Here is a 5,755-nt window from a genome sequence, read left to right on the forward strand (position 1 = left end):
GCTTCGCCAAGGAAGCTGTCACCTAACGGTGACCAGCGGCGGCGCGCAAAGTCCGCGGGGCTCCCCTCAGGACTGAGGGGATGGGGGAGCCGAAGTCCGCTTGCGGACTTTGCTCTATCGTTCATGATTATCTGCGATTGCGGCTGTGCGTGCTTCCCGATCCGGAATGCGACGGCTCCGGGCAGGAATGACCAGATGGCTGCCGGGAGCAGATATCCTGCCTGTTCCCGGCCGGGTCGCCTTACGCACCGCCCTTCCAGACCGCATCCGTAAAATCGATCTGCTGCTGCGGGTACTGCACTTCATAAACCACAGCCCCGTTATGGCGGTTCACGATACGGAAATCCACGCTCCAGTCCGGGATTCCGCTGAAAATCTGACAGATCTGCATTTGATACAGAGCCTGCGCCACATCGCGGTGAAGCTTTTCCTGATTCCAGGAGTCATCCGCAGCAATATTCAAAAGCCGCCGGTCTTCGCTGACCTCCAGCCGAAAATTGTCCCTCTGTTCCTCCGATGCGACGATCTGACCCAGTGCCTCATTGGCCGAATTCACCCAGATCCCCGCCTGAGTCGGTGTCGCCATCACTTCAATGCAGGAATATGTCCGGTTGCGTCCGATGGATGCGCAGCTGCCGTCCACCGCACGGGCTTTCATATAATTCTCCACATCTCCCTCGGTGCCGAAAAAATGTGTGATGCGGTATTCGGAAAGTGCCTCTTCCGCCGGAGCTTCCGTCTGTGCGGATACAACCTGCGTATTTTCATCAATCCGTCCCGTCTCTGCCACAGGATTCCCCTCAGGGGCAGCATTCTCCCCCGAGGCTGCTCCCGCTCCGCCTTCCGGAACACTCAGCGGGTTCTCCGTCGCAGCACTCTCTGCCGGGTTCTCACCCTCTGCCGCCGGTTCGGACGGCATGCCCTCTCCCGTCCCGGATACCGACAACGGATCACCCGCTTCCGTCAGACTGCTGTTTTCTGCCGGCGAAACATTTCTGATTTTCGATTTATCCAGCGCATATTCCCTGGTCCGGACTGCCGCCGTGGTTTCTTCCGGTTCGGCTGAACCGGAATTCCGTCTGGCGGATCCACAGCCGACGGCCAGCGCGACAGCCATCGCAGCCAGAATCAATCCTGTTTTCTGAATCACAACTCTTCCCCGTTTCTTTTCGGAATATCACGAATCCGCCTCATCTGTCCGGATTCGCTCATGAAACCATTATCTCATATTATACGCCGGTATTCCATGTCTTTCTGCATCCTTTCCCGCGTAAGTCCCAATGTCGGATGCATCGCCTCCCGAAGCCGAAAAAACTCCGGAGAAAAACTCCGGAGTTCTTAGAATGACCTCGCCGGGAATCGAACCCGGGATTACGCCGTGAGAGGGCGTCGTCTTAACCGCTTGACCACGAGGCCTTATTGAATTTATATGAGTCAAACTATGTTTCACAGTTTTGCTCAATACAATCGAGGCGACAAGATTCGAACTTGCGGCCTCTGCGTCCCGAACGCAGCGCTCTACCAAACTGAGCCACGCCTCGATTCCGTTCTCTCGCGGGGGTGCCCCGCTCGATTACGTACGATAGTATATCAACTGTCCAACGACATGTCAACACTTTTTGTAAAAAATTTTTCAAAGAATTTATTCAATTAAGAAAATTCTTATCGTTCATCCTCTCTCTCGGCCATCGGAGCTCCGCACACACTGCAGAAACGCGCTCCCCTGGCGAGCTTCGCGCCGCACTCCGGACAGATTCTGGTCCCTTCCAGTTCCATAATCTCATCCTCCAGTTCCGCGATGCGGATCAGACCGGTGCGAATCACGCGAAATTCCGGTTCAAACTGCGGCAGTTCCTGTTCCTGATTCTGCTCATAATAGTATTTGCCCAGTTCTATATACGCGCTGTTCACGCGTTCTTTTTCCGTGGAAAGCTTGGATTTCAGGGAAATGACGTCGGTCATGTCTTTCACCTTTTCCGCTGCCTCGCGGCTCTTATCGAATATCACTCTGGTTAAATCATCAAAAAATGCCATTGTTCCGTTCTCCCCTCGTTCGACGCGGTGATTCTCCTGCCGACAATGCCGGACAAGACCCGGCATATTTTACGCATTGCCGCATTTATTTTATCCTACCGCCCGCATGCTGTCAAATCTGTCCGGTCTTTTCTCCCGTCCTGCCGCCGCCCATGGATGAGGCGATACTGTTTCAGAATTTATATCCGTTGGAATTCGATTTCCACCGGTACGAATCCGCGCACATCTCTTCCAGTGTTTTCTCCGCCTTCCATCCAAGCTCTCTCTCAGCCTTGGAGGGATCGGCATAAAGCACCGCAATATCCCCCGGCCGTTTCTGCCGGATCTCATAGGGAATCGGTACGCCGCAGACTTTCTCGTAGGTATGAATCACATCAAATACGCTGTATCCGTGACCCGTTCCGAGGTTGTAGGTTCTCACCGCCGGTTCCTGCTCCATCAGCTTCAGCGCAGCCACATGGCCCTTTGCGACATCGAACACATGAATATAATCCCGGATTCCAGTGCCGTCCGGGGTCGGATAATCATCCCCGAAGATGCCGACGCTCTTCTGCCGGCCGACCGCCACCTCTCCGATGTATGGAACCAGATTGTTCGGCGTCATTTTCGGATAATCGCCGATCAGACCGCTGGGATGCGCCCCGATGGCATTGAAATACCGCAGAAGAACAATATTCCACTCCGGGTCGGCGTGGTGAATGTCGCGCATCATCTGTTCCAGCGCCACTTTGATTCTTCCGTACGGGCTGGACACCTTTCCGCAGGGGCTTTTTTCCCGAAGCGGCATATCATCCACTTCCAGATCGCCGTAGACCATGGCGGAGGAACTGAAAATCATCTTCCTGACATTGTGTTTGCGCATGGCATTGCACAGAACCAGCGTTCCCGCAATATCATTATAGTAATACTCCAGCGGATCGATGACCGACTGGGCGATGGACCGGTGTCCCGCCACATGAATAACGGCGTCAATGTCCTCCTCGTCGAAGATTTCCGCGACGTCCTGCTTGTGGCACAGATTCGCCTGGTAGAAAAAGATCCGTTTTCCGGTAATCTTTTCCACCCGCTCGATTGCTTCCTCCGAAGAGTTGATCAGGCTGTCCGCAACAATAACCTGATAACCCTGCTCCAAAAGCTCCACGCATATGTGACTTCCGATGTATCCCGCTCCACCGGTTACCAATACTGTCATACCTTCCGCCCCTTTTCCATCCTGCCGGATTTCTTGAAATGCCTTTTACTTTATACTATAATAACTGTTTGGCGTATAAAGTATAAATATATGCATTATCATACCATACTTTATCCATCGGGTACACCGCCCCGTGCTGAAACAGAGGGGCCAGGCATCCCGCGCTGCCGCATTTTCCTTTATCTGCGGTTGTAAAAGGTATGTTAGCACATCCGGACACCGGTTGTACAGTTATCGAAATGAGGCATTTATGATTTTATCCTGCAACAATATAACCAAAACCTTTAACGGAAACACAATTCTGGATCATGTTTCCTTTCATATTGAAGAACACGCCCGCTGTTCCATCGTCGGCATCAACGGCGCCGGAAAATCGACCCTCTTAAAGATTATCATCGGGGAAATGAACCCGGACGAGGGCGATGTCACCGTTCAGCACGGAAAAACCGTCGGTTACCTTGCCCAGCATCAGGATCTGGATGACACGACACCGATCTACGAGTGTCTGATGGAGGTCAAACAGCCGATTCTTGAGATGGAGCGCCGTCTCCGGGCGCTGGAACACCGCATGACGGAAACCGAGGGCGACGACCTTCAGAAGGTCATGGACGACTACAGCCGCCTGGATCATGAGTATGAGCTGGCCAACGGTTATGCCTGGCAGAGCGAGATCACCGGTGTCCTGAAGGGGCTGGGCTTTGCCGAGGAAGAATTCCGCCGTCCGGTCTGCGAACTCTCCGGTGGTCAGAAGACCCGGGTGTCTCTCGGAAAACTTCTCCTGTCCAAACCGGACATCATCATGCTGGACGAGCCGACCAACCATCTTGACATGAATTCCATTGCGTGGCTGGAGACCTATCTCCTGAATTACGCCGGAACCGTCATCATCGTGGCGCATGACCGCTATTTCCTCGACCGCGTTTCAACACAGATCGTGGAGATCGATCACGGCAAGGCAATGTCCTTTCCGGGCAATTACACGGAATACAGCAAAAAGAAGGCCATCGTTCGCGCCGGCATCATCCGCGCTTACATGAACCAGCAGGCTGAAATCAAGCATCAGGAAGCCGTCATTGCCAAACTTCGCTCTTTCAACCGCGAAAAATTCATCAAGCGTGCGGACAGCCGTGAGAAAATGCTGGACAAGATGGAGCTTCTCGAAAAGCCGGAAGAAGATTCCACCGAGATGCACTTCACGCTTGAACCTTCCGTGGCCAGCGGAAAAGACGTTCTGACGGTCACCGGTCTGGAGAAGGGATTCGACGGCGATATCCTTTTCCGGGATGTCAATTTTGAGATCCACCGCGGCGAACGGGTCGCCATCATCGGAAACAACGGGACCGGAAAGTCCACTCTGCTGAAACTCATCATCGGGCAGCTTCTTCCGGACAGCGGCGAGATCCGCCGGGGAACCAAGGTCAACATCGGTTACTACGATCAGGAGCATCAGGTTCTTGACATGGACAAGACTATTTTTCAGGAGATCTCCGACGAGCATCCGGACATGAACAACACCGAGATCCGCAATGTGCTCGCCGCCTTTCTCTTTACCGGTGAGGATGTATTTAAACGGATCGGCTCTCTGTCGGGCGGCGAGCGCGGCCGCGTCTCTCTCGCCAAGCTCATGCTCTCCGAGGCGAATTTCCTGATTCTCGATGAGCCGACAAACCATCTGGACATCGCATCCAAGGAAATCCTTGAAAATGCGCTGAACCGTTATACCGGAACCGTTCTCTGTGTATCCCATGACCGGTATTTCATCAATCAGACCGCCACCCGCGTTCTGGACCTCACCATGGGCTCGCTGCTGAATTATATCGGCAACTACGATTATTATCTGGAGAAGAAAGAAGATACGGAAAAGGCATTTCTGGAAAAAATATCCCGCAAACCTTCTTCCGGAAAAACCGGAGACCTCTCCTCTCCGGAGAGCGCCGCAGGTACGGTGTTCGGAAGCATCGGTCAGAAAAATGCGGCAGCAGGCCGTTCGGACAGTGCCGGGAAAGAAGTCTCCGACGGAAAGCTCAGCTGGCAGCAGCAGAAAGAAGAACAGGCACGAATCCGCAAAATTCAGAATGATCTGAAAAAGACCGAAAAAGAGATTCACGAACTGGAGACCCGCAGCGAAGAGATCGACGGCATCCTCTCCCAGACGGATATCTATTCCGACGTCGCAAAACTCATGAAGTTAAACCGCGAAAAGGAAGAAATTACCGCAAAACTGGAGCCGCTTTACGAAAAGTGGGAAGAACTTGCGGAGATGGAATAAAAACTGCCGGACGTTTTGATCGCCTTCCGTCAGACAGCGTAAAAAAACAAAGGTAAAAAGAAACAAAAAAGCAAAAAGAGAGCGGTACCTCCTGTTTCCGGGAAGTACCGCTCTCTTTTCGGTTTCATAGGAAATTTCTCCGAAATTCCCTATGAAACCGAAACACTCCGCGAGGATGCGCACGCCGCTGTAAGCAAATTCACTAAGCTCGAGAAAACCTCGCTAAGTGAATTTCCATGGCACGCACTGTTATGAAGTGA

Annotated in this window: 4 protein-coding genes and 2 tRNA genes; 1 reads left to right on the forward strand and 5 read right to left on the reverse strand. The window is 52.9% G+C overall.

Features of this window, described 5'->3' with window-relative positions:
• Positions 1-241: 241 nt before the first annotated feature.
• The 5 genes from BMW41_RS13800 to galE form a co-directional block, all read right to left on the reverse strand.
• The gene (locus BMW41_RS13800; RefSeq protein ID WP_074650779.1) at positions 242-1,150 is read right to left on the reverse strand and encodes a hypothetical protein; all 909 of its coding nucleotides are present in this window, start codon (positions 1,148-1,150) and stop codon (positions 242-244) included.
• A 194-nt stretch (positions 1,151-1,344) separates the two neighbouring features.
• Positions 1,345-1,416, reverse strand: a tRNA-Glu gene (locus BMW41_RS13805).
• Between the two features lie 51 nt (positions 1,417-1,467).
• A tRNA-Pro gene (locus tag BMW41_RS13810) sits at positions 1,468-1,541 on the reverse strand.
• A 121-nt stretch (positions 1,542-1,662) separates the two neighbouring features.
• Positions 1,663-2,034, reverse strand: coding sequence for a zinc ribbon domain-containing protein (locus BMW41_RS13815; RefSeq protein ID WP_074650781.1), 372 nt, complete (start codon positions 2,032-2,034; stop codon positions 1,663-1,665).
• A 172-nt stretch (positions 2,035-2,206) separates the two neighbouring features.
• Positions 2,207-3,226: a UDP-glucose 4-epimerase GalE gene (galE, locus tag BMW41_RS13820; RefSeq protein WP_074650782.1), complete on the reverse strand. Its 1,020-nt coding sequence runs from the start codon at positions 3,224-3,226 to the stop codon at positions 2,207-2,209.
• A gap of 250 nt (positions 3,227-3,476) precedes the next feature.
• On the opposite strand from galE, the gene BMW41_RS13825 reads away from it, so the two are divergent.
• Positions 3,477-5,495: an ABC-F family ATP-binding cassette domain-containing protein gene (locus BMW41_RS13825; RefSeq protein WP_074650784.1), complete on the forward strand. Its 2,019-nt coding sequence runs from the start codon at positions 3,477-3,479 to the stop codon at positions 5,493-5,495.
• The last annotated feature ends 260 nt before the right edge of the window (positions 5,496-5,755 follow it).

The sequence above is a fragment of the [Clostridium] aminophilum genome (genome assembly GCF_900101295.1).
Classification (GTDB): domain Bacteria; phylum Bacillota; class Clostridia; order Lachnospirales; family Lachnospiraceae; genus Clostridium_R; species Clostridium_R aminophilum_A.

What these genes read in the sequence shown, in the direction of transcription:
- galE (WP_074650782.1), bottom strand. Translation starts at nt 3,226, where the DNA reads ATGACAGTATTGGTAACCGGTGGAGCGGGATACATCGGAAGTCACATA.
- BMW41_RS13815 (WP_074650781.1), bottom strand. Translation starts at nt 2,034, where the DNA reads ATGGCATTTTTTGATGATTTAACCAGAGTGATATTCGATAAGAGCCGC.
- BMW41_RS13825 (WP_074650784.1), top strand. Translation starts at nt 3,477, where the DNA reads ATGATTTTATCCTGCAACAATATAACCAAAACCTTTAACGGAAACACA.